The sequence below is a fragment of the Citrobacter sp. W9 genome (genome assembly GCF_026719375.1).
Classification (GTDB): domain Bacteria; phylum Pseudomonadota; class Gammaproteobacteria; order Enterobacterales; family Enterobacteriaceae; genus Citrobacter; species Citrobacter werkmanii.
The window spans coordinates 53,431-79,595 of sequence record NZ_JAPPTE010000015.1 but is presented as its reverse complement, the minus strand read 5'-3'; the positions used below and the strand labels follow the sequence as shown (position 1 = coordinate 79,595).

Sequence of the window (26,165 nt, the reverse complement as noted above, 5' to 3'; positions counted from 1 at the left end):
GTTCCTTAGGCGTAGCGCTGGGGCAGCGACACGCTGACGCGCGTACCGTGCATACAGGAAATCGTGAGTGAACCGCCGAGCGCCGTCACCCGCTCGCGCATACCGGTGAGGCCGAAACCCTGCGGGTTCGACCCCGGCGGCAGACCGCTGCCGTCGTCTTCCATCACCAGCATCAGCCGCTCATCCTGCTGCCAGCCCTGGAGCGTCACCGCGCTGGCGTTGGCGTGCTTCACAATGTTGTTCAGCCCTTCCTGACAGACGCGAAACAGCGTCACGCGCTGGCTTTCGCTCAGCAATGACTCATCAATTCGCCAGTCAAGATGGCTGACGATACCGCGACTTTCCAGCTCCATTTCGCGCATCAATGAACGGATGGCCTGTTCCAGCGTGAGATCGTCCAGCTGGCGCGGTCGCAGGCGACCCAGCAGGCGGCGCACCGAATCGTACACGCCCAGAGACAACTGCTCGATATGCGCCCCGCTTTGCTTAACGCCCGCGTTCTCGGGGGCCAGGCGCTGTACGATACCCGCCTGCGTGCGAATGGCGGTGATGGTCTGGCCGATATCGTCGTGCAGCTCGCGCGCCACGTCGCGGCGCACGCTCTCTTCGGTCTCCAGCAGACGTTCCGCCAGCCGATGATTACGCGCCAGCTCGTTTTGCAGCGACTGGTTAAGCTCACGCAGCCGCTGAATACCCGCGCCAAGCAGCAGGCCGGTCAGGCTTTGCACCAACAGCGAGAGCAGTAAATCGACCGGGTGATCGTGCCAGGTCTGGCTGGCAATCAGCGCGATGGCGTTCATCAACGTCGCAATCAGCGCGCCTTGCCAGCCGTAATGCCAGGCGAGCGCAATAATCGGTAAAGCGAGACAAAACGGCGTAAAGCGCGAAAGCTCAGCGGGCAAACCGAGCTGTAGCCACAGGCTGACGGTGAACAGCAGCAGATACCAGACCAGATGTCGCCCGCGCCAGTTCACCGGCTGCGACACCAGCGCCGGGCCGAGCGGCAGCCAGGTGGTGCTGGTGAGGTAGTGCCAGAACACCAGGCAGATCGGCGCCAGCGTTAATCCGCCGGTCAGGGTCAGTAACAGCGCATTCCACGCTTCCTCCCCCTGCCCCAACCACGGCAGCGATTGCAGCAGCGCCGCCGCCGTCAGCGCTGCGCCCTGCAACAGCAACGTGCGCCAGTCGCGTTGATGGCGGTATCGCGAAATCAGCATCACCGGGAGTAGCGTGAGGGCGCTTCCGATCATCAAAAGTGGCAAATGAGCCAGCGCCACCTCCTGCGCCAGCCAGTACATCAACAGCCATTCCGCGCCCAGCAGCACCGGCCAGTAACCGCGCGGACATTGCAGCATTAATCCCAGACGCAGGCCAAACGGAAACAGCAGTACCGCCAGCTCCGGACGTTCGACCAGATGCAGGCTGATGCTCCACAGGCAAAACCACGCGGCGGAAAAAATAAAGAAACAGGCGACAACGGTAATCAACCGAGAGAAAAGTGCGTTCATTGCCAGCCGTCAAACATCCGGCGCGCCAGTTCAACATCGTTGCTGACGTTCAGCTTTTCCATCAGGTTGGCGCGATGAACGTGCACCGTTTTCGGCGACAGCCCCAGCTCGGCGGCAATCTCTTTCACCGCCATCCCTTGCGCCAGCTTCTCCGCCACCTGACGCTCACGTTTGGTCAACGGATCCTGACGCCCGGCCGCCAGCTTGACGGCGATGTCCGGCGTCAAATAGCAACCGCCGGTCGCCACGGTATGCACGGCGGCAATCAGTTCATCCGGGCTACAGCGTTTTGAAAGAAAGCCACGCGCGCCTGCGTTGAGTGCCTGCTCGACCAGTGCCGGGCTGTCGTGGACGGAGAGCATGATGATCGCCATCCCTTTTGGCAGTTGGCTGAGTAGCTCCAGGCCCGAGATATCGGGCATCGAGATATCGCAAATACACACCTGCACGCCGCGCCCCGGTAAACCGGCCAGCGCCTCGCGCCCGGAGCCAAATTCCGCCACAACCTGCAAATCAGCTTCCAGCCCCAGCAGTTGGGCAAAGCCGGAGCGGACGATAGTGTGGTCGTCGATAAGGGCGATGGTGATCATGGGTTTGTCCTGGGGCCGGGAAACGCCTGATGGCGCTGCGCTTATCAGGCCTACGGGCAGGTAGGCCGGATAAGGCATTTATGCCGCCATCCGGCAAAAACGCTTACCTTAACGATAAGCGCTTTGGTGTTCAAGCCTTGAGCGATCAGGCTATGCCTGTCGTGACGGTAAATGTCCGGGTGTGCTGCGGTTCTATTTCAATCAAGGTGCCATTGCGTTGTGCCGCCAGGAATCCTTCGGGTCGACAGGTTGCAGGCAAGGCGAATGCCGCAACCTGTTGATCGCCGTTATACAGGATCCATCGCGTCACATAATTCAGCTCCGCGCTGGAGAAGCGTGTAACGAACGTGGTGCCATCTGGTGCGATCATGCTAAATTCCGGCTTATCTGTGTATCTGTCCAGTTGGTCAGCAAAGAAGACAATTTCCGGATCGTAAAAATGGGGTTCATTGAGCCGCGCCAGAGAAGCCTCGCCCTGCACAATCCGCTGATTAAACGCCAGCCATTGCTCAGTCGGCTTAACATGCGCGGGTATCGACTCACGCAGCTTCATGGCCTCATCCGGAATATTCTGGCTGAAGGAGGCTTCCGGTACGTAGGCATAGTTCATATGGCACATGTACTGCAACGGCATTGCCACTGAGGCGAGGTTGGTAACCGCCATCTGAATATCAAACAGCGCGCTCGCTTTGTGCATTACATCCGCAGGATGCGCCTGATAATGATGACCGAACCCCATCACATACTCATAGCGTCCACCCACGCGCAAATTCTCACCCTCCAGCTCCAGCCAGGCTTCATCCATCGCGGCACAAGCCATTTCACCGTGCAAAGGATGTGAATCTTCTGGCGATGGGCAACCATTAGCCAACAGACCTGAGTGGAAGGCAAAACAGCCGTAGGTCGCCACCACTTCCGCCGCCGGTTTCGGCTGACTGAACATGTTACGCATGGTCAGGTCATGGCCATCAAACTGAGCATCCCAGATCATTTGCCCCATCCAGGGCAGAATAACGAGATGTCCACGACTGTTTTCTACCTTCAGCCCTTCCACTCCGCTGGCGTAACGAAATGCGGTAACCGTGAAGTCGCTATTCTTCAGTAAGATTCGCGGATGCTCTGCAAAGAGTTCTCGCCACAGCGTTATACGTGTTGTCATGATCGCTCTCCTCAGGAAACTGTCGCTTCTGCCAGGTTGTTGCGCACTTTGCTTTCACGCCAGAAGTAGATACCGACGTACACGAAGCAGAGCATGGAAACCAGGAACGAAAGTTGCAATGAATGGAACATATCAGCCACATAGCCCTGAATCGCCGGAACCACCGCCGCGCCGACAATCGCCATAACAATGACGGCACCTGCCATTTCGGTATGTTCGTTATCCACGGTATCAAGCGTACCAGCATAGATTGTCGCCCAGCAGGGTCCAAACAGGACACTTACCAGCACTGCGACATACACAGCGCTGAAACTTGGCGCCAGTGCAACATAGATGAGGAACAGGGCACCAATGATGGAATAGAGAATCAGCACTTTTTCCGGATTGAAGCGTGTCATCAAAATGTTGGCGATAAACTTACCGATAAAGAAGCAGGCGAAGCTATAGACCATGAAGGTTGAGGCGTCGCGCTCGTTGATATCACCTAATTCCAGGGCCAGACGGATGGTGAATGACCACACCGCGACCTGCATCCCCACATAAAGAAATTGCGCCACAATTCCACGACGGAAACGGGCATTGCTGGCCAGATAACGCAGTGTATCCATCGCTGACGGGCGTTTACGACTCGTGGTTTGCGCGACTTTACAGGTCGGGAAGCGGGTCAGCAGGAATAACACCATCACCACAACCAGCACCATAATCATGTACTTGTATGGCTCAAGAGTATTTTCCAGCATCATCACTTTAAAGTTATGGATCTGCTCGGCGTTCATCCCGGCCATCTGTTTTTCCAGGCTTTCGCCTTCAGAGAAGACCAGATATTTACCCAGCAGAATACCAGCCGCTGCGCCAATAGGATAAAAGGTCTGGCTGATGTTCAGGCGTAAGGTCGCATAGGCTTTTGGGCCTATCATTGAGCTGTAGGTGTTGGCTGCCGTTTCCAGGAAACTCAGGCCAATCGCAATCGCGAAAATCGCCGCAAGGAACATGGTGTAGGTGGCCATGTGCGATGCCGGGAAAAAGAGCGTACACCCAACGATATAAAGGGTCAGCCCCATTAAGATGGCGATTTTATAACTGGTTTTTTTAATCACCAGAGATGCCGGGATCGCAATTAAAAAATAGCCGCCATAAAAGGCACTCTGAACTAATGCCGAGGCAAAGTTACTGAGTGAAAATACACTTTTGAATTGCGTAATCAGAATATCATTTAATGCGGCTGCGCATCCCCATAACGGGAATAAACAGGATAACAAAATAAACTGGAACAGAGGGGTCTTATTCAAATAGCCGTCAGGCATCTGAATGATGTTTTTATCGTTCATAGTGCTACCTTTTACAGTGCAGGAGTATTATTCGTTTAAGGTAAGAAACTCATTAAATTGTTCGATGCTTGGATAAGATGATTGAGTTCCTTTCCCGGTAACGCTGAAAGCAGCGAAGAGAGCGGCTTTTTTCATGGCGGTTTCCACATCACCGCTTTGAACGTAATAGTGAGCAAAACAACCGATGAAAGCGTCGCCTGCGCCACTGGTATCGACAGCGTTCACTCTAAACGCCGGAACATGGACTTCCTGGTCACGCGTCATCCACAACGCACCTTTCTCACCCATGGTGACGATAATATTGTTCAGACCTTTATCAACCAGAGAACGTGCTGCTGCGCGAATATGGTCATAGGTATCTACTGACATACCGGTTAATATTTCCAGCTCGGTTTCATTCGGCACGAAAAAATCACATTTACAGGCATAAGACATATCTAATTCCCGTAATGCAGGGGCGGGATTTAGTAACACTTCAATACCGTGCTTTTTGCCGAATTCAATCGCGTGATAAACAGTTTCCAGCTGCACTTCCAGTTGCAGGATAATAAGCTGACATTTTTTTAGATCTTCCGCCGCACGATCGATATCTTCCGGGGAGAGAAATTTGTTCGCTCCTTTAATAATCAGAATGCTGTTGCTGGAGTTGGCATTAACAAAGATCGGTGCGACACCGCTGCTGGTGCAGGGTACCTTTTCGACATAGGTGGTATTAATTCCCCAGGATTCGAGATTACGAATAGTGTTATCCGCAAAAATATCATCACCGACTTTTGTCAGCATCAGCACTTTGGAATTGAGCTTAGCGGCCGCAACGGCCTGATTTGCGCCTTTACCCCCGCAGCCAATTTTGAACGCCGGCGCTTCCAGCGTTTCCCCTTCTTGGGGCATCTGGTTGATGTAGGTGATGAGATCCACCATGTTGGAGCCAATAACCGCGATATCCATTTTACTACCTCTCAGAAACAATCACACAACAATGATATTAAAATAACATTATCATGTTACTTTTGTATCATTTGTGACTAGGATCGCGATTGGAAGATCATTTTATTGTTTATTTATTACGCTAAATGTTGCTATCCGATCACACTAAAAATGATGAAGTTGCTTACAATTGACTGAAAGTTAACTGGATATAATCAATAAAACGTGAAAAAACACGCTTTTATTTCCGAATAGTCAGACGTATAGTAATGCGGCAATGTCATGTTCTCAGAAACACAAAAATGTTACTGAAGGAACATGGAAATATGATTCGTGGAGAAGCACATGGAAACCAAGCAGAAAGAACGTATTCGACGTCTGATGGAATTGTTGAAGAAGACCGACCGAATCCATCTGAAAGAGGCGGCACGAATGCTGGAAGTTTCTGTGATGACTATTCGTCGGGATCTCAGTCAGGATGACGAGCCGTTACCCCTCACGCTGCTCGGTGGTTACATTGTGATGGTGAACAAACCTGCTACCATCGTTAACGCGCCACTCCCCGCGCAAAAGCAGTATCACCGCGACGATTTACCGGTTGCCATTCTGGCAGCGGGACTGGTGAGTGAAAATGATCTGGTCTTTTTTGATAATGGTGCGGAAATGCCGTTGGTGGTCAGCATGATCCCGGACGATATTTCCTTTACCGGGATTTGCTACTCGCATCGGGTGTTTGTAGCGCTAAATGAAAAACCCAACGCCACAGCGATTCTTTGCGGGGGAACCTACCGGGCGAAAAGTGACGCCTTTTACGACACCAGCAATCCCTCCCCGCTGGATGCACTCAACCCACGGAAAGTCTTTATCTCCGCCAGCGGAATCCATGAGCATTTCGGCGTTAGCTGGTTCAATCCGGACGATCTGGCCACAAAACGCAAAGCGATGGAACGCGGATTACGTAAAATTCTGCTGACGCGCCACGCCCTGTTCGATGAGGTCGCCCCCGCCAGCATTGGTCCACTCTCCACCTTTGACGTACTGATAAGCGACCGTCCGTTACCGGCAGATTACGCAACCCACTGCCGGAACGGCTCTGTCAAAGTGATTACCCCGGATTCAGACGGCGACTAACTCACTCGAAGAAGACGGAGATTTTATTAAACATCGACGGGTCTGACTGGTTTCGGGCGACTTTCACCACATCTTCCAGTTTGTCGATCTGGCTTATCATCTGTTCCAGACGCTGATCGTCGTTGACCAGTAGCCAGATACGGCTCTTATCGCTGTCCTGGATCGGTAGGCAAAGAATACCTTCCACGTTGAACGCGCGGCGGGCAAACAGCCCGCAGACGTGGGTCATTACGCCCGGATGGTTGCGTACGGTGAGTTCCAGGATTACGTTGTCATGAGTCTGCTGTTGCATGGCTTATTCCCCCACCATTTCAGTGTTTGCCGCGCCCGGCGGCACCATCGGGTACACTTTTTCTTCCGCGTCGATACGCACGTGGATCAGCGCAGGTCCAGGACGATTAATCATTTCCTGCAACGCTGCCTGTGGATCCGCTTCGTTATTTAAATCACAAGTTTCCAGACCAAATCCGGCTGCGATCTGCATAAAGTTAATCATCCCCGGATAGGTCGCGGCAAAAACACCCTGCTTATAGAACAGGCTCTGCTGCTGATGTACCAGACCCAGCGCTTCGTTATTCATCAGAATGATTTTAATATCCAGCTGATTTTCGCTGGCCGTCGCCATTTCCTGAATATTCATCATCAGGCTACCGTCGCCAGAGAAGCACAGGACTTTTTTATCCGGGTTCGCCAGCGCCGCGCCAATGGCCGCCGGCAGACCAAATCCCATGGTGCCCAGACCACCAGAGGTCAGCCACTGGCGCGGACGGTTCAGCGGATAAGCCTGCGCCGCCCACATCTGATGCTGGCCGACGTCGGTGGTGATAATGGCGCTGTCATCCACGCAAGCCGCCACAGCGTTGATCAGCCCATAGTGACTGAGCGGGTCGCTTTCCTGCGGAATAGCGCAAGGAAACTCACGTTGTAAATCGGCCACCATCTGATGCCATGCCTCTCGCGGCTGGGCTGCAACCAGTGGGATCAGTTGCGCCAGAACCTCATCGACATCCGCCTGAATCGCGACATGCGGCTGTTTGATTTTACCCAGCTCCGCACGATCGATATCCACGTGGATGATTTTGGCGTTCGGGCAGAACTGTTCGGTTTTACCAATCGCCCGGTCATCAAAACGTGCGCCCAGAACAATCAGTAAGTCCGCTTCTTGCAGAATAAAGTTGGTGCTGCGCGCGCCGTGCATACCCAGCATGCCTAACGACAGCGGATGCGCCTTTGGCAGCATGCCCAGCGCCATCAAGGTCATGGTGGTAGGCAGCATGGCTTTTTCGGCCAGTTCACGCACGCGTGCGGGCGCGTTAATCACGCCGCCGCCGAGGTACAGCACCGGACGCTGTGCGGCATTAATCATGGCCGCGGCATCGCGAATGCTGTCCTGACTGAACGCCGGCGCCGCCATTTTCTGCGCGGGTTCCGGCATCTCTTCAATGTCAAATACGGCGGTTTGAATATCCTTAGGAATGTCTATCCACACCGGGCCTGGACGTCCGGACTGCGCAATGCGGAACGCATCGCTCATGACCTGCGGTAATTCATTGATATGGCGGACCAGATAGTTGTGTTTGGTGATGGGGATAGAAATACCGTAGGTGTCGACTTCCTGGAAGGCGTCGGTACCGATCATCGAGGCCGGAACCTGCCCGGTGATACACACCAGCGGGATGGAATCCAGACGAGCATCGGCAATCGCGGTAACCAGGTTGGTGGCGCCCGGCCCGCTACAAGCCATACACACGGCGGGTTTACCATCGGTTCGCGCCATGCCTTGCGCGATAAACCCCGCACCCTGCTCGTGGCGCGCCAGGATATGACGGATTTTCGTGCTTTGGCTTAACGCGTCATAGACGGGAAGGATCGATCCGCCAGGGATACCGGTGACTACCTGGATTCCCTGACGTTCCAGGAAATGAACGATGAATTCTGCGCCCGTAAAACGCGTACGCTTGGATGTTATGCCCGAACTTGCCATGCTCCAGTCCTTTTATTCTGGGCCGTTGCTCCGGGCAGGTCTCTTAAACGAAAAACCCCGCCCGGTTTGCGCCGGCGGGGTTTTGGAATCGTGTGTTGATCCGGACCCTACGGCGCATTGCCGACGACCACCACCACACGCACGACGACCGCTGCGCGAGATGGCGCAGTTTTTAGTAGGGTCGCAGTCAGCATGGAAGGGTTCATTAGGGACCTGTCTGTTTGTTGATTAACTGGATTTATACAAACACAGGTTTTTCAGCGTGACAATGGAAAAATTTTCATCTGCACAAAAATGCGTCAAAGATCACATTTCGCTATGTGATGATGAAAAACAAAAAACCCCGCCGGAGCGAGGTTCTTTTCAGCGTTGTGCGGTTGGTAGCCGCCGAGCACACTGTGTTATGTCAACGAGAAAAGTATACGCGTTCTGCGAAGAACACGCAATTTCGGCACGAATTTTGATGATGTTGAGTATGGCCTAATGTTGACGTCTCGTCCATAAAATACTGTTAATTTATACAGTATTTATCTATAATATTTCGGTACGCAATGTGTTATGCGGGGGCCGCATCGTAAACCGGCGCATCAAAGTCCTGGCTGAAACGGGTGGTGCCGTCAGCGCCTTAACCCCCGTGTGAGCACACTGTGTTATGTCAACAAAGGTGCTGGCAACAGGCAGCGGCGAGGTACGCCAGCACCGTGCTCCTTGTACCAAAAGGAGAGCGTATGAGCCTCGTGGATATCGCTATTCTTATCCTCAAACTCATTGTTGCAGCACTGCAACTACTTGATGCCGTTCTGAAATACGTTAAGTAATTCAGATTCAAGTCGCACCTAAGGGGAGCGGGTAACACTCCGCTCCCCTTTCACCTTTTCCCAGGTGCTTGTCACGCGTCAATATGTTACGTTTTTATGACATTCTCAGGGAAGAATTCCGCCATGACGCTTTCTGTTTTCTGCATTTTGCTGTTCGCCGCGTTGCTGCATGCCAGCTGGAATGCCATTGTTAAGGCTGGAAACGATAAACTGTACTCGGCGATCGGCGTCAGCGGCTCGGCTGCGATTATGGCATTGATCTGCTTACCCTTTGCGCCTCAGCCTTCTGCCGCCAGCCTGCCGTTTTTGGCTGTCTCAACGGCCTTACAAGTGGTGTACACGGTTCTTGTCGCCAAAACCTATCAGGTTTCGGATATGAGTCAGACCTATCCTTTAATGCGCGGCACCGCACCGTTGCTGGTTGCGATTATCAGCGTCCTGTTTCTTGGCGATAGTCTCTCTACGCTTGCCTGGGTGGGGATTGCCACCATCTGCCTGGCTATTCTCGGCATGGCATTTAACGGACGCAGCAGCTCGCAACGCGGGATCGTTCTGGCGCTCATTAACGCCTGTTTTATTGCCGGTTACACGCTGGTCGACGGCACCGGGGTACGCTTATCAGAAACCGCGTTGGGTTATACGCTGTGGACCTTCTTTCTGAACGGTTCTTGCCTGCTCACATGGGCGATGATCGCCAGACGCCGGGAAGCGTCACGCTATCTGGTACAGCAGTGGAAGAAAGGTATTCTTGGCGGGATTGGCACGATGGGTTCCTACGGACTGGCGCTGTGGGCCATGACCCAGGCGCCGTTGGCGGTGGTCGCTGCGCTGCGTGAAACTTCCATCCTGTTTGGCGCGCTGCTCGCCTGGCTGCTGCTGAAAGAGAAGGTCGCAGGGATACGTCTTGTCGCAGCCGCAGGTATTGCCATAGGCGCGGTTTTGCTACGCTTGTCATGATCTGTTGGTCGACCTGATGCAATCCGGCAACATTTGTTGCCGTTTTTTGTTTACATTTCCTGCCGTTCATCGCTTAAACATTCCAGCCTACTATCTGGCCTTCTTTTTCTGTTGTGGTAGATTCCACGCGCATTTACGGGAAAGTGCAGCACCTTATTCTTATTTTTTCACTTTTTTAAAAGTTATCAGCGAAATGAAAAGGCATAGAAGCGTCAATTTGTTGTTGATGTTGGTATTATTGGTGGCGGTTGGACAGATGGCGCAAACCATTTATATCCCCGCTATTGCTGATATGGCGCGTGAACTGAACGTTCGCGAAGGGGCGGTGCAGAGCGTGATGGCCGCCTATCTGCTGACCTACGGCCTGTCACAACTGTTTTACGGCCCACTTTCCGATCGCGTTGGCCGCCGTCCGGTGATCCTCGCCGGGATGTCTATTTTTATGCTGGCCACGCTGGTCGCCATCACCACCCACAGCCTGACGGTACTGATTATCGCCAGTGCAATCCAGGGGATGGGAACAGGCGTCGGCGGTGTGATGGCGCGAACCTTGCCGCGAGACCTGTATGAAGGTACGCAGCTTCGTCACGCCAACAGTTTGCTGAATATGGGGATCCTGGTCAGTCCGCTGCTGGCGCCGCTGATTGGCGGTATGCTGGATACCGTGTGGAACTGGCGCGCTTGTTATATTTTTCTGCTGATTCTGTGCGCGGGCGTCACGTTTAGCATGGCGCGCTGGATGCCGGAAACGCGCCCGGCAGGCGCGCCGCGTCCACGGCTTATCGCCAGTTACAAGACGCTGTTTGGCAACAGCTCTTTCACCTGTTACGTGCTCATGCTGATCGGCGGCCTGGCGGGCGTTGCGGTCTTCGAAGCCTGCTCCGGGGTATTATTGGGCGCAAGGCTGGGTTTAAGCAGCATGGTGGTCAGTATCCTGTTTATTCTGCCTATTCCGGCGGCGTTTTTCGGCGCCTGGTTCGCCGGTCGCCCGAACAAGCGTTTCTCAACGCTGATGTGGCAGTCGGTCATCTGCTGTCTGGTTGCCGGTTTGATGATGTGGATCCCAGGCCTGTTCGACGTGATGAACGTCTGGACGCTGCTGGTTCCCGCCGCGCTGTTTTTCTTCGGCGCCGGGATGTTGTTTCCACTGGCAACCAGCGGCGCAATGGAACCTTTCCCGTTCCTGGCGGGCACTGCCGGCGCGCTGGTCGGGGGATTACAGAACATTGGTTCCGGTGTGCTGGCGTGGTTCTCTGCGATGCTGCCGCAGACCGGACAAGCCAGTCTGGGCCTGTTGATGACCCTTATGGGGCTGCTGATTTTTGTATGCTGGCTTCCACTGGCGTCACGCGTGTCGCATCAGGGGCAGGCGGTTTAAGCGCATGATGGCCCGGTTTATCGCCGGGTTTATCACATTCAGGCGCAACCATCGTCGTCAGCAACGGCTCCAGCGCCGGACGCCAGGCTCCCTCCTCGCCATCATAGAACTGCGTATCCGCATTGACAGCATAGGGAATCTTCGCTTTCTTCAGCTCGCACGCCATAAAACGGGCGAAGGCCATTTGCGCAGCAGAAGGTCCATTTTTAATGGTTTCTCCCGGCGACCAGCCGCCTACCCAACTCACATGACCGGTTTTCTGCTGCCAGCGAATGGCGGTATTGATACGGGCGCGAATAGCCGTCTTTTCCGCTGCAGTCCCTGACGTCCATGGGTATTTGCCGTTATTTTTCAGCGGCCCCCACGGGAAGATATGCCATTCGGCCAGCACGGTATTCTGGCTTTGCGGCGGCAACTTCAGGTTCGGCAGCTCTTCCGGCGCGGCACGCAGTCGCGGCGCAATGAAGATCATCCGTTGCGGGTCAATAGCGTGGATGGTACGAATCGTTTTGTCATACACCCGGTTGAGCGATGCCTGATTATGGTTGAGCTTATCCGCAGGTTCATAAATCAGGTCAAAACCCAGTAGCGGCGAACGTTGACCAAAGTAATGCGCCACCGCCACCCACCAGTTCACCACCTCTTTTTCATTACCGGCGCTGGGGTCTTGTTTATATTCATCCGCCTGGTAAGCAATAATCGGGATTACGCCATACTGCTCGCAGGCTTCGACCAGCTTGCGCAGATGAATCAGTCTGGCTTCTGTCGGTTCTCCCGCCACGCGAATACGCACATGGGAAATGCCTTTCGCCCTGAAATCCCGCACCACCAGCGGATCGAACTCGCGGATGCCACGCTCGGTTCGCGCCCAATCTACGTCCATCCCGACCCCAAGCTGCTGCGCATACGCCGCCGCCGTCAGCGCAGGTTGCGCAGCGCACACGGTGGCGCTGGCGAAGAGTAACAGGGAAACAATCGACTTTAACACGGTCGTCCTTACGCAAATCATCAGGAGTGATATCACGTATTTAGCATGCTTTTTCACTTTCCGTGTAGAGAGAAAGCGTAAAAAATATGCATGCCCCGCTTATTTAACCTGCTCCTGTAGCCAGCCAATAAACGCCTCGATTTTCGGCCACTGCCTGCCGGGCAGCGTGGTGATGTAGTAATGCTGATGGCATTTCAGCGCCATATCGCCAAAAGGCGCGACCAGCTCTCCGCTATCGAGGCGTTTTTGCACCAGCCTCTTACGGCCCATCGCTACGCCGATGTGATTCATTGCCGCAATCACCGCTAAATCAGAACGATCGAAACCAATGCCCGACGATGTCGGCAAATTTACCGCAAAATGCTGCGCCCAACTGTGCCATTCATCGGTCCCGGAATCGTTGCTCCACGCCTGTCTGTCATGCAGCAACGTACAGTGCGGCAAATTCACCAACGAGCCAGTGAGACCATAACGAGAGGCATAGTCCGGGCTGCAGACCGGCAAAATCTCTTCATCCATCAGAAAATGATGCGTGAGCTGCGCGGAGGGCGCATCATCAAAATAGATCGCCAGGTCGATGCCGGCACGCTGCAGATTGACGTTGTCGTTCCCGGTCAGCATGGTCAGCGAAATCGACGGGTAGCGACGGGTGAAGTCGCCGAGCGCCGGAACCAGCCAACACTGGGCGATAGAGGGCCGTGAGTACACGGTGAGCGTCCCCGACAGTTCCTGATTTTTGATATCAAGAATTTCCTGGTTAAGCGTGTCCAGCGACGATTTCAGCGCCCAGAACACCCGTTTACCCTCGTGAGTCAGTTCCACTTTGCGGTGAGAACGGACAAACAGCTGAATACCCAGCTCATCTTCCAGCTGATTAATGCGGTGGCTGACAGCGCTGGGGCTTAATGACAACTCCTCTGCCGCCAGCGCAAACGACTGATGGCGGGCCGCCACTTCAAAGGTATACAGCTTTGACAGCTGCCAGCCGTTAAGTAGTCGGTTTCTGACTTCGCGTAGGGGATCCATATTCATCTCTGTCATCCTGAATCATGCGTCGGAGTGTAAAAAAAACCGCTGTAAAAATCAGCACAAAGATGATTCATAGTGAACCATATCGCATTAATGACGTGTAATTAGACGTAAATCACTCACTTGATGCAATCTGGCTCATGTTAAAGAGGATTTATATCGTTTGTCAGACCCTGCCTTATTTTTGTCCAATAACCTCAGGTTAATCACAGGGCAAGGTGAGTTATGCACTCTCAAATCTGGGTTGTGAGCACGCTGCTGATAAGCATCGTGTTAATCGTTTTGACCATCGTGAAGTTCAAATTCCACCCGTTTCTGGCGCTGCTGTTAGCCAGCTTCTTCGTGGGTACGATGATGGGTATGGGGCCGCTGGATATGGTCAATGCCATTGAGAGCGGCATTGGCGGTACGCTGGGCTTCCTCGCCGCGGTTATCGGCCTCGGGACCATTCTGGGCAAAATGATGGAAGTGTCCGGCGCGGCAGAACGCATTGGCCTGACGTTACAGCGCTGCCGCTGGCTTTCCGCTGATGTCATTATGGTGCTGGTCGGGCTGATTTGCGGGATCACGCTGTTTGTTGAAGTCGGCGTGGTACTGTTGATTCCGCTGGCTTTTTCGATTGCCAAAAAGACCAATACTTCACTGCTGAAGCTGGCGATCCCACTGTGTACGGCGCTGATGGCGGTGCACTGTGTGGTGCCGCCGCATCCGGCCGCTCTGTTCGTCGCGAATAAGCTGGGTGCGGACATTGGCAGCGTAATTGTTTATGGTTTACTGGTGGGCTTAATGGCCTCGCTTGTCGGCGGGCCGCTGTATCTGAAATTTCTCGGTAACCGCCTGCCGTTTAAACCGGTGCCGGCTGAGTTTTCCGACCTGAAAGTGCGCGACGAAAGTACGCTGCCGTCGCTGGGCGCAACGCTGTTTACCGTCCTGTTGCCGATTGGCCTGATGCTGGTCAAAACCGTTGCTGAGTTGAACATGGCAAAAGGCAGCACGCTGTATACGCTGCTGGAGTTTATTGGTAACCCGATCACCGCGATGTTTATTGCCGTCTTCGTGGCCTACTACATTCTCGGCCTGCGTCAGCACATCGGCATGGGCGCGCTGCTGACCCACACTGAAAACGGGTTTGGTTCGATTGCCAACATTCTGCTGATTATCGGCGCAGGCGGCGCATTCAACGCTATCCTCAAGAGTAGCGGGCTGGCGGATACCCTCGCGCTAATCCTTTCAAACATGCATATGCACCCAATTCTGCTGGCGTGGCTGGTGGCGTTAATTCTGCATGCTGCGGTGGGCTCTGCCACGGTGGCGATGATGGGCGCGACGGCAATCGTGGCACCAATGCTGCCGCTCTATCCCAACGTTAGCCCGGAGATCATCGCTATTGCAATTGGTTCCGGCGCCATTGGCTGCACGATCGTCACAGATTCCCTCTTCTGGCTGGTGAAGCAGTACTGCGGCGCCACCCTGAATGAGACGTTCAAATACTATACGACCGCGACATTTATCGCGTCCGTGATTGCACTGGTGTGCACATTCCTGCTTTCCTTTATTATTTAAGCGCGAAGAGACTGACTATGGAAAACATTCAAACACTTATCGGCCAGTATCCTTTAGTGGAAGATCTGGTGGCTCTCAAAGAGACGGCCTGGTTTAACCCTGGCACCACCTCTCTTGCAGAAGGTTTACCCTATGTTGGCCTGACCGAACACGATGTTCAGGATGCCCATGCCCGGCTGACGCGCTTCGCGCCGTACCTGGCACAGGCCTTCCCGGAAACCGCAGCCACCGGCGGCATTATTGAGTCTGAGCTGGCTGCAATCCCATTGATGCAAAAACGACTGGAAAAAGCATTCGGACAGCACATCTGCGGCGAACTGTTGCTGAAAAAAGACAGCCACCTGCCGATTTCCGGCTCAATTAAAGCGCGTGGCGGCATTTATGAGGTCCTGACCCACGCGGAAAAACTGGCGCTGGAAGCCGGTCTGCTGACGACAGAAGATGATTACAGCATTCTGCTTTCACCTGAATTTAAACAGTTTTTCAGCCAGTACAGCATCGCGGTAGGCTCCACCGGCAACCTCGGGATGTCGATTGGCATCATGAGCGCCCGTATCGGCTTTAAGGTGACGGTACATATGTCTGCCGACGCGCGCGCATGGAAAAAAGCCAAACTACGCAGTCACGGCGTGACGGTCGTCGAGTATGAAGAAGATTACGGCGTGGCGGTTGAACAGGGTCGCAAAGCGGCAGAGTCCGATCCGAACTGCTTCTTTATTGATGATGAAAATTCCCGCACGCTGTTTTTAGGTTACGCGGTGGCTGGTCAGCGTCTGAAGGCGCAGTTCGCGCAGCAGGGTCGCGTGGTGGATTCTGACCATCCGCTGTTTGTCTACCTGCCGTGCGGCGTCGGCGGCGGTCCTGGCGGGGTGGCGTTTGGTCTGAAGCTGGCGTTTGGCGATAACGTACACTGCTTCTTCGCCGAGCCGACCCATTCACCCTGCATGCTGCTGGGGATTTATACCGGGCTGCACGATACCATTTCCGTGCAGGACATTGGCATCGACAACCTGACGGCGGCGGATGGGCTGGCGGTGGGCCGCGCTTCGGGGTTTGTCGGCCGGGCGATGGAACGTCTGCTCGACGGTCTGTACACCCTGGACGATCAGACGATGTACGACATGCTGGGCTGGCTGGCGCAGGAAGAAGGGATTCGCCTTGAGCCTTCAGCGCTGGCGGGGATGGCCGGTCCGCAGCACGTTTGCGCCTCTGCTGACTATCAGCTGATGCACGGCTTCAGCGCCGACCAGCTCAATAACGCCACTCATCTGGTGTGGGCGACCGGCGGCGGCATGGTGCCGGAAGCCGAAATGGCGCAGTATCTGGCCAAAGGACGATAACGCCGCTGAGCTTAACGCAGCATCGCCATCAGTTCCATCGGTGAGCGATGCTGCTTAAGCAGGTCACGCATCACGCGCATATGCGGCGCGGTATGGTTGAAGAAAGCCTGATATCCTGTACACAGCACGCCCTTTCCATTCTCCTCGCGATACGCAGGACAATCTCCATGGTAGTACTGAAACAAAGAGCATGCCTGACAGCGTGTATTCTGCAGTGTCATCGTCTGGCATTCAAACAGTGCAGTCCGACCACACCACTGGCGTAGCGTATTATCGAAAAGCTGAATAGATATTTGATTAATATCTTCACGTACCCAGATATCAAATATCGCAATTAAAAATCGCCCCCACCCGTCCGGCGTCACTGAATCTTCAGTCAGGTAACCTGAAGCATCGCGCTTAATCAAAGGAGTAAACTGTACGAGGCGAACTTTTCCTTGTTGCAAACCACGATACAATTCAACCGGTTGTAAACTTTTCTGGTGGTTAATCACCATTTCTAAAACGTCATCACTAACATCCATGTTCTCACATCCTGTCATGCAAAATTCTCGATAAATACGATAAGTTGGCGAACATGCGTTACAGCAAACAGTATTGCGAGGGATAACACCGCGAGGGAGATCATAAATTTGTCACGCACCGCGCGAGATTCAGAAAAATCACTATCACTCACATCCATGAGATTACGGCTGCGGGTATAACGCCAGAGAATAATCGCCACCAACGTCAGTATGACGATAGATATCCAGAACAGTGCCCCAGCCTGATGCCAGTTGTGCTTAATCGCCAGCGCCATTAACGCGCCATAACCCAACAACGTACGAAACCATGCCAACGATGTGCGCTCCGGTTGTAGTCCCGGATCGGCGATACGTCGCGATTTACGGCTATCCGGCATACAGCACCAGCACCATAACAATCACCGCTACAATCGTCAGCATTGCGCTGATAATGAGCAAACTGTGGGTGTAAGGCAAATCCTCTTTCAAGCGCATTGCCTTTTCATTACGTAACCAGCGCAAATAACCATAAATAGCCAGACCGCCAGCAAACAGACACAGCAACAGGGCCAATACTTCGCGAATAACTGGCGTGGCGAAATCCGGAGCCAGTTGATCCAGACCAACGCCTGCGGCCAGAAAACCTAACGAGGTGCGTATCCATGCCAGAAATGTGCGTTCATTTGCCAGCGAGAAGCGGTAATCCGGCGCTTCCCCTAGGCGGGAAATCTTCATGACGACTCCTTCAATATTGTTGTCTGGTCGTTATACCGGAACAGTTCAGCAGTATGAACCTGATTCGCAAACGGAAGAGAACGTAATGTGATGAGACAATGGAAAAAAAAGATGTGGCGAATGGCGACTTGCACCGTATCCGACCTACAGAAGATGCAGGCCGGATACGCTGTTACTAACCTATTCCCCAGAAGAGCACCGCCAGCAGCTGTGGGGTGATAATCCTCAGGAACATCACCAGCGGGTAAACGGTAGCATAGGAGAGCGCCGCCGCCCCGCTGGTGGCATGCAGGTTGTTAGCAAACGCCAGCGCGGGGGGATCGGTCATCGAGCCGGCCAGCATACCGCACAGCGTCAGATAGTTCATTTTGGCGAAGATACGCGCCAGCAGTCCCACGGTAATCAGCGGAATGGCGGTAATAAAAATACCGTACCCGACCCAACTCAGCCCATCGCCCTGAGTCAGCGTATTAACAAAATCACCGCCGGACTTCAGGCCAACCACCGCAAGGAACAGCACAATACCTAACTCTCGCAGCGCCAGGTTAGCGCTGGGAGGCATAAACCAGTACAGCTTACCAATGCTGCCAATACGCCCCAGAATTAAGGCCATGATCAGCGGTCCACCGGCCAAACCCAATTTTAACGCCACCGGGAAACCCGGGATGAACAGCGGGATGGACCCCAGTAGAACACCCAGTCCTATACCGATAAATACCGGCAGCATCTGCACCTGTTGCAGTTTTTGCTGCGCGTTGCCGACAACATTGGCAACGGCATCAATGGACGCGGGACGCCCCACCAGATTGAGGATATCCCCGAATTGCAGGCTGGCATCGCTGCTGGCCACCAGCTCAACGCCCGCACGGTTCAAACGGGAGATAACCACGTCGTAACGTTCTTTAAAATGCAGGTCGCGGATACGTTTACCCAGCACCTGTTCGTTGGTCACCACCACGCGTTCAACGCGTAAATCAGTACCTCGCGTCGACAGCGATGTGTCCACCTCCTGCCCAATCACCACCTGCGCGTTATGCAGGTCACCGGGCTGGCCGACCAGGTGTAGCAGGTCGCCCATCTGGATAATCGTCCCTGGCGACGGCACCATCAATGTCTCTTCACGTTTCAGACGCGAGCAGATGATTTTATCGCTGTTCAGAATTGGGACATCCTGAATCGCCATATTGTTGAGGTTCGGGTTTTCCACGCGGATGTTCATGGTCTGAATCAGCGCGTGTCCGTTGGTCAACGTGGATTCATGCTGCTGAGCTTCAGCATCGACGTTAACGCGGAAAATAAGGCGCATCAGCCACATCGTGAGCAAAATACCGCAGATACCAAAAGGATAAGCCATGGCATAGCTCATCCCCATCTGGTCTACAATATCTGCTGGCGTCCCCAGATCGCGCAGAATTTGCTGCCCCGCCCCCAGCGCCGGCGTATTGGTGACCGCGCCGGAGAATATCCCCAGCACCACCGGAAGGGGAATGGCAAAAATCTTATGCAGGATCGCGGTGACCAGCCCCCCCATGATGACAATCAGTACGGCAAACAGATTCAGCCGCAGCCCGGAAACACGCAGTGACGCAAAAAAGCCCGGCCCCACCTGAATACCGATGGTGTAGACGAAAAGAATCAGGCCAAATTCCTGAATGAAATGCAGCATGTCGCCGCTCAGGGTCATCCCTGCCTGATCGACAAAATGTCCGACGATAATACCGCCGAACAGCACCCCTCCGATGCCAAAACCAACGCCACGTATTTTTATGTTGCCGATCCATAATCCGACAACCGCCACCAACGCCAGAACGCTGACCGTCAATGCTATATCACTCATTATCCTGTTCCCTGTGAATAACATCATTAAGTAAATGGATTCTCGCAGAGTACAGTCGCAATGTATGGGTGGTAAAGCACAAAAAAGCCCCGTCATTTCTGGCGGGGCAAAGGCATGGAGCTATTTAGCTATTTAATGCGGGACGTTCGCTGATGGCGATACGTTGTGGAGCAATGGTTTCAGGTTCATTACGGGTCAAATCGATATGCAGCAAGCCGTTAGTAAAGCTTGCGCCGGAGACCTCCATATTTTCAGCCAGCGTAAAGCTCAGACTGAACGACTGAGTAACCAGCCCCTGGTGCAACCATTTTGTCTCTTTTTCCGGCTGCTGCGGTGTACCTTTCACCGTCAGGCGTGTGCCTTCCAGTTGAATATCCAGATCTTCCTGGCGGAAACCGGCTAACGCAAGGGTAATGCGATAGTGGTTATCATCGCTCTTTTCGATGTTATAGGGTGGGAAGCTCTGGCTTTCACCGGCGTTTTGTAACGCATTGGCCAGTTTGTCAAAACCGATCCATTGACGCAGCAGTGGGGATAAATCGTAGTTACGCATAATAATCTCCTTCTAAGAAGCGAGTAGGTACCTTTCGGCTCCCTGACGGCAAGCCGATTGCTTAGCAGGGCCGCCTGAAGCGGCCCACAGAATTAGTTGATTTCGATGCGGCGCGGTTTGTTCGCTTCGGGAATAACGCGCTCAAGATCGATATACAGCAGACCATTCACCAGGTTTGCGCCGCGAACATGAATGTTCTCCGCTAACTGGAACTTACGTTCGAAGTTGCGCTCGGCAATACCCTGATACAGGTAAGTACGTTCTTTTTGCTCATCCGCATGAGCGCCTTTTACCACCAGCAGATTGTCCTGCGCGGTAATTTCCAGCTCGCTTTCAGCAAAACCGGCAACGGCAATCGCAATGCGGTAATGGTTTTCGTCTACCAGCTCAACGTTGTACGGAGGGTAGCCGCCATTACTCTGGCTCTGGTTGTTTTCCAGCAGGTTAAACAGACGGTCAAAACCAATAGCAGAACGGTACAGCGGGGATAAATCAAAGTTACGCATAATCAATAGCTCCTGAAATCAGCGAGAATGTGAGACCTTCCATCATGGACAGGTCAGGTAGCCAGAACACCCATCAGGCATGCCCTTCTGTTGTCTACATCCTAAAAATGGGTCTTAACACAAACTTTTCAAGTGTATTCATCTGACTTTTTTTGCAGTTTGTTGTCTATTGCATACACTGGGGAGAGCAGTTGTTATCGATAAATCGCGATAGCCGCCACAGTGCGACGAAATGGTGATGTTATTTTCGCAACGGATCGCTTTAACTCACCATGCAAACACGATGAAAACAGATGAATAAACGATGATAAAAAAAATGTTGGTAACACTGACAATGTGCAGCGGGATGGCGTTTTTGAGCGGTTGTTCCAGCATAATGTCGCATACCGGAGGCAAAGAAGGGACGTATCCTGGCACACGCGCCAGCGCCACCATGATCAGCGAAAGTGATACGAATTGGGGAACGAAGTCGCTGGCGATTCTGGATATGCCTTTTACTGCGGTGCTGGATACCGTATTGCTTCCGTGGGATCTCTTTCGTAAAGATAACTCGGTGAGATCCCGCGTAGAAAAGAGCGAGGAGAGAACGCAGGCCACGAACGCCGTTATCCCCCCGGCGAAAATGACTGCACCTTAATTAACGCCCTGTTTCAGTCATCCACAGTTGGCGGAAACCTTCGACCTCTTCCATCCACGCAACCAGTCGCCCATCAGGAGAGAAGACAACCGCATCGGCCGACGGAGGGTTGCCGTGACGCGCCGTTAAAAAATCAATCTCTCCCGTCTGAGCATCACAACAGGCTATTCTGTTTTCCAGCACAAATCCCAGCCATTTCCCTGATGGATGCCAGTTGAATGCCGACTGAATACCCGTGGCGCAACGGGTAAGCTGACGCGGCTCACCACCCTGTGGTGGAATTAACCACAGTTGCACAACGCCATGGTTGTCGCGCATTAAAAACGCAATTTCAGACGTCTGCGGATTACTGCGCACCCAGTGGCGCGGCTGATTCACCAGCCCCGGAAAGGCGCGCTCATGAGTAAACGTCAGGCGACGTTGGCGAATACCGGATGGCGGCGCAGGCATTGTCGCCTCTGTGCCCTCCAGCGGAGCATCACCCGGCTGTTTCCAGCCGCTTTCATTCTGAGGCAAATCAACAATAAACAGCTCCGGCACTTTCTCACCGGTCACTGACAACGTATCGCCGATAAACGCCAGTGTGCTTTCGCCCACCCAACCTTCTTCATAGGCGCGGTTTATCTCATCGCTCCCCGGTTTTGGCGCCGGTGTCGTTTGACTCACCAGCACGCACCAGCGGCTCCCGCTATATTCACGTGGATGCTGCGCGGATACGTTCACCGGACCATACGGCGCAGCCACGCCGACGTTACGTAAATCCAGCGCCGGAGAGCGTTCATGCAGCACATGGTCGTTATAAGTAAAACTGACAAACTCACCGTTCGGGCTAAAGACATGCACATGACTGCCGCCGCGTAACGCGCCAGGCGTGTACGGCGCGGTGATATCCATCGCATCCAGATTCGTCACCTCTGCCTGCGAAACAATCACCCCACGGCGATGATGAAAGTCGTAATCCCATGTTTCATCTGGATTTTCTGGCCCATGAATAAAAACATACTTTTCCGACTTTGGATGAACGGTCACCACGCCCACATGTGCCCCCTGAGTGGCCCGGTAAATCACCTCCAGTTCGCCAGTATGGACATTGACGCGTTCAATCGTTTCCCCCGTAAAAGAGGCACCGGAAGGACGCACGTCGAAGACCAGCCACTGACTGTCCGGGGTCCAGGTGTTGATATTGGTAAGCTGATGATTACGCGGCGTAAAGGTGATTTGCTTCATGGGATGCCCTGATACAAGACGATTTAAGCAATCATACTTCACAAGCACTTCACTTGCAGGATTTAGCGTAGCGATTATCGGATTGGGCCCGGCATATGCAGAAAAACCTCCGCCAGTGAAGTTCTGATGGAGGTTTTTAATAAAGGAATGAATTCTCATCCACTTTCGACAGATTATCCCTGGCACCTGCAAGCGTAGCCAGCGCAGGGAAATTAGCATCGCTATACCAGGATTGTGGTAAAGGTAGCCGCGCCATGTTACTTCCGGGCCGGAGTTGAAGTTGCGCCAGCGAATCAAGGGAATAATTTCGCCAGTGATGCGGTAATGACAGGCGTAGCGGCGCGGCTTTTTCGCCCGGCACTGGCGTTGGCAAACGCGAATCACTTACATCGTAGTTTCTGTGCAGCACCAGATATTTCTCCGGCACCCGACGCTGGCTGTTCCACCACTTGCCATCCAGCATATCAAACTGAAAACGGGTTATTGTTTCTGACTTAGCTCCCAACTGCGTTAACGCCTGACGCAGTGCATTATTCATTGCCGCATCGTACATCCCTGATGTTGCCAGTTGCCCATCAAGGATCAGCGACACCGCAATTCTTGCCCCCAACAGGTTGGAGTAGAGATCTTCCGGTGAAAATGCGGAAACTTCCTCAGAAAACCCAGGAACTGACTCAAAACCGTACCATTGTGCAATTTCATGCCAGGCCGCGAGCTGAAAGGCCAGATGTGCTGCCAGCCAGGCAGCTAATGCGTAACGATCGCCCGCCGTTTCAGGTGGTGTGAAGGCGTTGAAAACGATATGCCGCTCCGCCAGTTCATCTTCGAGTCGCAACGTAAAAGGCTGACCTAACTGTGGAAGTAGATGGCTAAAAAGCCAGACCGTCATATCTGCGGTATCTCGTACATGCGCGATATCGATGAAACCGCCGCGAGAGGTGTACACAATGCCATTGTGTTCATGCCCGATGCCGGCCAGGTTCACTAACCCTAACAGCAAGCTATCGTTATAGCGATGCTCGCCAATACCGTTAGCTGTCACGACGTTATTAAGTTCATAAAACGGTACTGGCATATCCAGCACCTGCGCGTGCAGGTCGTAACCAAAAGCGCAGCACGGACGTAACCCTTGGGGCGCAGGGAGCGGCGAAACAACTGGCCAGGCGGTGCTTTCGGCCTTGTCATCTTCATTTACCAACTGCAAAGGTACAGGTATCGCAGCATGGACCCCGACCGTTGCCAATAACAAGATAGTCATCAGCAGCACTTTATTGATCAAAACGCCTCTCCTACCTGAAAATAAAAACCGCTGCTCCCTTTGCCAATGCCATAATCCAGACGCACATTCACCCGCGGCTTAAATTCAAAGCGATACCCCACCCCCGCCGAGGGTAGCCAGCGTCCGTCATCCAGCGCGCTAAATGATGGCCCCATCGTCCCTGCGCCCAACCAGCCAACCACGCCATGCCGCCAGTCAAGTTTGCGGCGATACTCTACCTGCCCGCTGACGGCGTTTTTATCGCGATAGCGTCCTTCGTAATAGCCGCGCATCCGCTGATTGCTACCGAGCAGCGGCATCATGCTCCACGGCACATCCCCCTGAGTAAAGGCACCGTCCATCTCCCAGGCAAGCACATTCTTCTCGTCCAGAGAGTGGTAGCGGCTGTAGTGCAACTGGTATTCATCAAACCGGGTATCGCTCCCCGCATCGGGCGTATAGCGGGTATAGCGTACGTCGGCATATTGTCCCTGGCGCGGGTTAGGAACAAAGTCGCGGTCATCCCAGCTAAGTTCGACACTGCTGCCGGAACTTAGCACCGACGCGCCCTGCCCGGTATTTTCAATTTTTGGCGGATCGTTACCATCCATTTGCGCAGCATGTTGCGCGTTCAGCGACCAGCCGACGCCCAGATAGATATTAGGCGCTACCCGACGATATAACGTGGGGTGCAGATTCAGATCCTGAGCCGTATATTGCTGTTTCTGGCTGTCTTTATCTCCGGCACTAAATCCCTGCCCCCAGTACCAGGTTGGTGTATCGGTTAATGCGCCATTGAGAAAGAAACGCCAGCGATCGTCGGCAAAAAAAGCATAATTTTGCATAGTGACGCCGAAAGCGCCCGTTGAGCTAAAGTAGCCGCTGAGGGTCAGCGTCGAGTTCTGACTCACCGTGTCGTTTGGGTCTGGGCGATACATTCCCACCACCGCGGTACCTATCCCCAACCCCAGTTCCGGAGTGTAAAACGGCCCCGGCATTACGCCCCAATCGATACCTTTGCTGGCGTTAAAGTTATCGCTGGCGCCCAGTGTATTCAGCCAGCCGTCAACTTCGTCGCGGGTCGGTAATTCTGCCTGCGCAATGCAGGCGAACAGACTCACCAACAACAAGAAAGCGAGGCGGATCAAAAGCGGTACTCTCCAGCCATGAAAAAGCTGTTACGGTCTGCAAAGCCAATTTCGGTCGTCACGTTAAAGTTTCGGGTCAATTCATACTGCGCCCCGACCAGTACGTTCCAGGGGGATTGCAGATGCTGTTTAACGTCGAAACGGCCATTGCCGTCCTTATTCGCGATATCCACCATTTTCTGCAGCGTCTCAGACGGCATATTGAGATCGCTAAGGCTACCCCTGAATTCTTGCTGCACGTCCTGATACATACTGCCAATCCACAGATTCAGCTTGCCGGACGGCAAGTACAGTGCTTCCACACCCGGGGTGGTAAAGCGATAACCGACTCGCGGAGAAACCGTGAAGGCATCAATACTACCGTCAAGAATGTCAAACTGCGTCTGAGTATAATTGGCATCAAAAGCCGTAAACCAGTTACCCACACCGCCCACCAGTGTCGTCCCCACACCGTAGGTTGTGCCTTTAAAGTCGAGCTGAAACGCCAGGTTTTGCAAATTGTCTGGCGTGTGAACTTTGCGTGGCCCTTTAATGCCTACACCAATCTGCGAAACGGAGTGACCGTCGGTATAGCCCACCAGGCCATAGACGTTCATAAACGGCAGCAGCCAGGCATCCAGTTTCAGGGTTTCTGTTTTGCTTCTCTCGCGCGTATTGCCAACGTTAATTTTGAATGCGTTATCCAGCGAATGACCACCCAAAGAAAGGCCATTAAAGTTAATACTGTCTACATTAATATTCTGCCTGATATTCATGTAGTTAATATTCACACCAAACGGCTCAGGCAGGTCGTAACCACGTTTACGCGCCTCGTCGCCTAAAAAGGGCAAAACGGAGTGGCTTGCAGCAGGTTTAGTCGCCGGTTTTACCGGCAAAGAAGCGGCCTGACCATCATCCTGATAATCATACAAAGGTGTTAACGTTGAGCCAGAATCCGTCGCAGCACAGGCTTGAAAAATCAAACAGGAAGACGTCATCAACACCAGGCGAATGCTTGTGTTAGTCATAAGAAAACATAGTTGCAGGCAGGAACCGCCTGAATATAAAAGAAGGTGGGAGAG

At 53.5% G+C, this 26,165-nt stretch carries 27 protein-coding genes and 1 other annotated feature; of the genes, 7 read left to right on the top strand and 20 right to left on the bottom strand.

Going from position 1 to position 26,165, the window contains the following annotated elements; genetic code table 11:
• Positions 1-5 precede the first annotated feature (5 nt).
• The 5 genes from uhpB to rbsK form a co-directional block, all read right to left on the bottom strand.
• A complete protein-coding gene (gene uhpB, locus OOJ59_RS19450) occupies positions 6-1,508 on the bottom strand; it encodes a signal transduction histidine-protein kinase/phosphatase UhpB (protein ID WP_160955950.1) in 1,503 nt (500 codons plus the stop codon).
• Positions 1,505-2,098 carry a transcriptional regulator UhpA gene (gene uhpA, locus OOJ59_RS19445; protein ID WP_038635664.1) on the bottom strand — a complete coding sequence of 198 codons (594 nt, stop codon included), beginning with the start codon at positions 2,096-2,098 and terminating at the stop codon, positions 1,505-1,507. Before uhpA ends, uhpB begins: the two co-directional genes overlap by 4 nt.
• A gap of 145 nt (positions 2,099-2,243) precedes the next feature.
• Entirely contained in the window at positions 2,244-3,257 is a 1,014-nt protein-coding gene (locus tag OOJ59_RS19440; RefSeq protein WP_268063454.1) for an aldose 1-epimerase family protein, read from the bottom strand.
• A gap of 11 nt (positions 3,258-3,268) precedes the next feature.
• Positions 3,269-4,585, bottom strand: coding sequence for an L-fucose:H+ symporter permease (gene fucP / locus OOJ59_RS19435; protein ID WP_038635670.1), 1,317 nt, complete (start codon positions 4,583-4,585; stop codon positions 3,269-3,271).
• Positions 4,586-4,612: 27 nt separating this feature from the next.
• Complete coding sequence (gene rbsK / locus OOJ59_RS19430; RefSeq protein WP_160955949.1) at positions 4,613-5,533, bottom strand: ribokinase; 921 nt, start codon at positions 5,531-5,533, stop codon at positions 4,613-4,615.
• A gap of 324 nt (positions 5,534-5,857) precedes the next feature.
• On the opposite strand from rbsK, the gene OOJ59_RS19425 reads away from it, so the two are divergent.
• Positions 5,858-6,643 carry a DeoR family transcriptional regulator gene (locus OOJ59_RS19425; RefSeq protein WP_085049143.1) on the top strand — a complete coding sequence of 262 codons (786 nt, stop codon included), beginning with the start codon at positions 5,858-5,860 and terminating at the stop codon, positions 6,641-6,643.
• 1 nt (position 6,644) lies between these two features.
• Here the strand turns inward: OOJ59_RS19425 and ilvN are convergent, their stop codons facing one another.
• The 3 genes from ilvN to ivbL form a co-directional block, all read right to left on the bottom strand.
• Positions 6,645-6,935 (bottom strand): acetolactate synthase small subunit, encoded by a 291-nt coding sequence (ilvN, locus tag OOJ59_RS19420; RefSeq protein WP_038635677.1) that lies wholly within the window; start codon positions 6,933-6,935, stop codon positions 6,645-6,647.
• Between the two features lie 3 nt (positions 6,936-6,938).
• Entirely contained in the window at positions 6,939-8,627 is a 1,689-nt protein-coding gene (gene ilvB, locus OOJ59_RS19415; RefSeq protein ID WP_085049144.1) for an acetolactate synthase large subunit, read from the bottom strand.
• A gap of 107 nt (positions 8,628-8,734) precedes the next feature.
• Positions 8,735-8,833, bottom strand: a complete 99-nt coding sequence (gene ivbL / locus OOJ59_RS19410) for an ilvB operon leader peptide IvbL (protein WP_003827118.1) — start codon at positions 8,831-8,833, stop codon at positions 8,735-8,737.
• Positions 8,834-9,355: 522 nt separating this feature from the next.
• Between ivbL and tisB the strand changes: the two genes are divergently transcribed.
• The 3 genes from tisB (at position 9,356) to emrD (ending at position 11,780) form a co-directional block, all read left to right on the top strand.
• Positions 9,356-9,445 (top strand): type I toxin-antitoxin system toxin TisB, encoded by a 90-nt coding sequence (gene tisB, locus OOJ59_RS19405; protein ID WP_003023909.1) that lies wholly within the window; start codon positions 9,356-9,358, stop codon positions 9,443-9,445.
• 123 nt (positions 9,446-9,568) lie between these two features.
• Positions 9,569-10,402, top strand: coding sequence for a DMT family transporter (locus OOJ59_RS19400; RefSeq protein ID WP_110496412.1), 834 nt, complete (start codon positions 9,569-9,571; stop codon positions 10,400-10,402).
• A 193-nt stretch (positions 10,403-10,595) separates the two neighbouring features.
• Complete coding sequence (emrD, locus tag OOJ59_RS19395; protein ID WP_038635685.1) at positions 10,596-11,780, top strand: multidrug efflux MFS transporter EmrD; 1,185 nt, start codon at positions 10,596-10,598, stop codon at positions 11,778-11,780.
• Here the strand turns inward: emrD and OOJ59_RS19390 are convergent.
• A complete protein-coding gene (locus OOJ59_RS19390) occupies positions 11,707-12,789 on the bottom strand; it encodes a cellulase family glycosylhydrolase (RefSeq protein WP_137346724.1) in 1,083 nt (360 codons plus the stop codon). The genes emrD and OOJ59_RS19390 overlap by 74 nt on opposite strands.
• Positions 12,790-12,867: 78 nt before the next feature.
• On the bottom strand, positions 12,868-13,794 hold the full coding sequence (gene dsdC / locus OOJ59_RS19385; protein ID WP_038642948.1) for a DNA-binding transcriptional regulator DsdC: 927 nt from the start codon (positions 13,792-13,794) through the stop codon (positions 12,868-12,870).
• 228 nt (positions 13,795-14,022) lie between these two features.
• Between dsdC and dsdX the strand changes: the two genes are divergently transcribed.
• Positions 14,023-15,360, top strand: a complete 1,338-nt coding sequence (gene dsdX, locus OOJ59_RS19380) for a D-serine transporter DsdX (RefSeq protein WP_085049147.1) — start codon at positions 14,023-14,025, stop codon at positions 15,358-15,360.
• 17 nt (positions 15,361-15,377) lie between these two features.
• Entirely contained in the window at positions 15,378-16,700 is a 1,323-nt protein-coding gene (dsdA, locus tag OOJ59_RS19375; protein WP_160955375.1) for a D-serine ammonia-lyase, read from the top strand.
• An 11-nt stretch (positions 16,701-16,711) separates the two neighbouring features.
• Here the strand turns inward: dsdA and OOJ59_RS19370 are convergent, their stop codons facing one another.
• The 6 genes from OOJ59_RS19370 to ibpA form a co-directional block, all read right to left on the bottom strand.
• Positions 16,712-17,224, bottom strand: a complete 513-nt coding sequence (locus tag OOJ59_RS19370; protein WP_038635697.1) for a radical SAM protein — start codon at positions 17,222-17,224, stop codon at positions 16,712-16,714.
• Positions 17,225-17,238: 14 nt separating this feature from the next.
• A complete protein-coding gene (locus OOJ59_RS19365; RefSeq protein ID WP_085049149.1) occupies positions 17,239-17,601 on the bottom strand; it encodes a DUF202 domain-containing protein in 363 nt (120 codons plus the stop codon).
• Entirely contained in the window at positions 17,591-17,938 is a 348-nt protein-coding gene (locus OOJ59_RS19360) for a YidH family protein (RefSeq protein WP_038635701.1), read from the bottom strand. Before OOJ59_RS19360 ends, OOJ59_RS19365 begins: the two co-directional genes overlap by 11 nt.
• A gap of 175 nt (positions 17,939-18,113) precedes the next feature.
• The gene (locus OOJ59_RS19355; protein ID WP_160955374.1) at positions 18,114-19,775 is read right to left on the bottom strand and encodes a putative transporter; all 1,662 of its coding nucleotides are present in this window, start codon (positions 19,773-19,775) and stop codon (positions 18,114-18,116) included.
• Positions 19,776-19,899: 124 nt separating this feature from the next.
• On the bottom strand, positions 19,900-20,328 hold the full coding sequence (ibpB, locus tag OOJ59_RS19350; protein WP_005121488.1) for a small heat shock chaperone IbpB: 429 nt from the start codon (positions 20,326-20,328) through the stop codon (positions 19,900-19,902).
• A 92-nt stretch (positions 20,329-20,420) separates the two neighbouring features.
• Positions 20,421-20,834, bottom strand: a complete 414-nt coding sequence (gene ibpA, locus OOJ59_RS19345) for a small heat shock chaperone IbpA (protein WP_006687722.1) — start codon at positions 20,832-20,834, stop codon at positions 20,421-20,423.
• Positions 20,828-20,900, bottom strand: a sequence feature (ROSE (Repression Of Heat Shock gene Expression) occurs in the 5'-region of heat shock genes and acts as an RNA thermometer to modulate expression.). It overlaps the preceding gene by 7 nt.
• A 238-nt stretch (positions 20,901-21,138) precedes the next feature.
• On the opposite strand from ibpA, the gene OOJ59_RS19340 reads away from it, so the two are divergent.
• Positions 21,139-21,471 carry a YceK/YidQ family lipoprotein gene (locus tag OOJ59_RS19340; RefSeq protein ID WP_085049150.1) on the top strand — a complete coding sequence of 111 codons (333 nt, stop codon included), beginning with the start codon at positions 21,139-21,141 and terminating at the stop codon, positions 21,469-21,471.
• On the opposite strand, the gene OOJ59_RS19335 is transcribed toward OOJ59_RS19340, so the two are convergent.
• The 4 genes from OOJ59_RS19335 to OOJ59_RS19320 form a co-directional block, all read right to left on the bottom strand.
• Positions 21,472-22,698, bottom strand: coding sequence for a DUF3748 domain-containing protein (locus tag OOJ59_RS19335; protein ID WP_085049151.1), 1,227 nt, complete (start codon positions 22,696-22,698; stop codon positions 21,472-21,474).
• A 136-nt stretch (positions 22,699-22,834) separates the two neighbouring features.
• A complete protein-coding gene (locus OOJ59_RS19330) occupies positions 22,835-23,956 on the bottom strand; it encodes a DUF4056 domain-containing protein (RefSeq protein WP_160955379.1) in 1,122 nt (373 codons plus the stop codon).
• 17 nt (positions 23,957-23,973) lie between these two features.
• A complete protein-coding gene (locus OOJ59_RS19325; protein WP_233638683.1) occupies positions 23,974-25,059 on the bottom strand; it encodes a BamA/TamA family outer membrane protein in 1,086 nt (361 codons plus the stop codon).
• Between the two features lie 41 nt (positions 25,060-25,100).
• Entirely contained in the window at positions 25,101-26,111 is a 1,011-nt protein-coding gene (locus OOJ59_RS19320) for a hypothetical protein (protein WP_051594498.1), read from the bottom strand.
• Positions 26,112-26,165: the final 54 nt, after the last annotated feature.

Coding starts and splice junctions, on each gene's coding strand:
- uhpB (WP_160955950.1), bottom strand. CDS start 1,508: ATGAACGCACTTTTCTCTCGGTTGATTACCGTTGTCGCCTGTTTCTTT.
- uhpA (WP_038635664.1), bottom strand. CDS start 2,098: ATGATCACCATCGCCCTTATCGACGACCACACTATCGTCCGCTCCGGC.
- OOJ59_RS19440 (WP_268063454.1), bottom strand. CDS start 3,257: ATGACAACACGTATAACGCTGTGGCGAGAACTCTTTGCAGAGCATCCG.
- fucP (WP_038635670.1), bottom strand. CDS start 4,585: ATGAACGATAAAAACATCATTCAGATGCCTGACGGCTATTTGAATAAG.
- rbsK (WP_160955949.1), bottom strand. CDS start 5,533: ATGGATATCGCGGTTATTGGCTCCAACATGGTGGATCTCATCACCTAC.
- OOJ59_RS19425 (WP_085049143.1), top strand. CDS start 5,858: ATGGAAACCAAGCAGAAAGAACGTATTCGACGTCTGATGGAATTGTTG.
- ilvN (WP_038635677.1), bottom strand. CDS start 6,935: ATGCAACAGCAGACTCATGACAACGTAATCCTGGAACTCACCGTACGC.
- ilvB (WP_085049144.1), bottom strand. CDS start 8,627: ATGGCAAGTTCGGGCATAACATCCAAGCGTACGCGTTTTACGGGCGCA.
- ivbL (WP_003827118.1), bottom strand. CDS start 8,833: ATGAACCCTTCCATGCTGACTGCGACCCTACTAAAAACTGCGCCATCT.
- tisB (WP_003023909.1), top strand. CDS start 9,356: ATGAGCCTCGTGGATATCGCTATTCTTATCCTCAAACTCATTGTTGCA.
- OOJ59_RS19400 (WP_110496412.1), top strand. CDS start 9,569: ATGACGCTTTCTGTTTTCTGCATTTTGCTGTTCGCCGCGTTGCTGCAT.
- emrD (WP_038635685.1), top strand. CDS start 10,596: ATGAAAAGGCATAGAAGCGTCAATTTGTTGTTGATGTTGGTATTATTG.
- OOJ59_RS19390 (WP_137346724.1), bottom strand. CDS start 12,789: ATGATTTGCGTAAGGACGACCGTGTTAAAGTCGATTGTTTCCCTGTTA.
- dsdC (WP_038642948.1), bottom strand. CDS start 13,794: ATGGATCCCCTACGCGAAGTCAGAAACCGACTACTTAACGGCTGGCAG.
- dsdX (WP_085049147.1), top strand. CDS start 14,023: ATGCACTCTCAAATCTGGGTTGTGAGCACGCTGCTGATAAGCATCGTG.
- dsdA (WP_160955375.1), top strand. CDS start 15,378: ATGGAAAACATTCAAACACTTATCGGCCAGTATCCTTTAGTGGAAGAT.
- OOJ59_RS19370 (WP_038635697.1), bottom strand. CDS start 17,224: ATGGATGTTAGTGATGACGTTTTAGAAATGGTGATTAACCACCAGAAA.
- OOJ59_RS19365 (WP_085049149.1), bottom strand. CDS start 17,601: ATGCCGGATAGCCGTAAATCGCGACGTATCGCCGATCCGGGACTACAA.
- OOJ59_RS19360 (WP_038635701.1), bottom strand. CDS start 17,938: ATGAAGATTTCCCGCCTAGGGGAAGCGCCGGATTACCGCTTCTCGCTG.
- OOJ59_RS19355 (WP_160955374.1), bottom strand. CDS start 19,775: ATGAGTGATATAGCATTGACGGTCAGCGTTCTGGCGTTGGTGGCGGTT.
- ibpB (WP_005121488.1), bottom strand. CDS start 20,328: ATGCGTAACTACGATTTATCCCCACTGCTGCGTCAATGGATCGGTTTT.
- ibpA (WP_006687722.1), bottom strand. CDS start 20,834: ATGCGTAACTTTGATTTATCCCCGCTGTACCGTTCTGCTATTGGTTTT.
- OOJ59_RS19340 (WP_085049150.1), top strand. CDS start 21,139: ATGATAAAAAAAATGTTGGTAACACTGACAATGTGCAGCGGGATGGCG.
- OOJ59_RS19335 (WP_085049151.1), bottom strand. CDS start 22,698: ATGAAGCAAATCACCTTTACGCCGCGTAATCATCAGCTTACCAATATC.
- OOJ59_RS19330 (WP_160955379.1), bottom strand. CDS start 23,956: ATGACTATCTTGTTATTGGCAACGGTCGGGGTCCATGCTGCGATACCT.
- OOJ59_RS19320 (WP_051594498.1), bottom strand. CDS start 26,111: ATGACTAACACAAGCATTCGCCTGGTGTTGATGACGTCTTCCTGTTTG.